Source organism: Lacinutrix chionoecetis (genome assembly GCF_053604665.1).
Map to the genome: position 1 here is coordinate 1 of NZ_JBSHNQ010000005.1, position 206 is coordinate 206.

Annotated in this window: 1 protein-coding gene; it reads left to right on the forward strand. The window is 48.5% G+C overall.

All coding sequences use genetic code 11. From position 1 onward, the window contains the following. Positions 1 to 206 (forward strand): hypothetical protein (locus ACVC43_RS00025; RefSeq protein WP_452222524.1); only part of this gene is annotated, 206 nt, incomplete at both ends.

Below are 206 nucleotides of genomic sequence, written 5' to 3' on the forward strand. Positions count from 1 at the left end.
GATAACGATGGTAATGTGTCTAACGACTCAACGATTACCTTAGACTTCGATGCACAAGATCCAATCGCAGAAGACGATGATGTAGCTGGTTTACCAACCAATACACCAGCCACAGTAGATGTAACCGCAGACAATGGAAACGGAGCCGATTCAGATCCAGATGGCGCAATCGATCCAGCAACCGTATCGTTTACCGATCCGGCCGC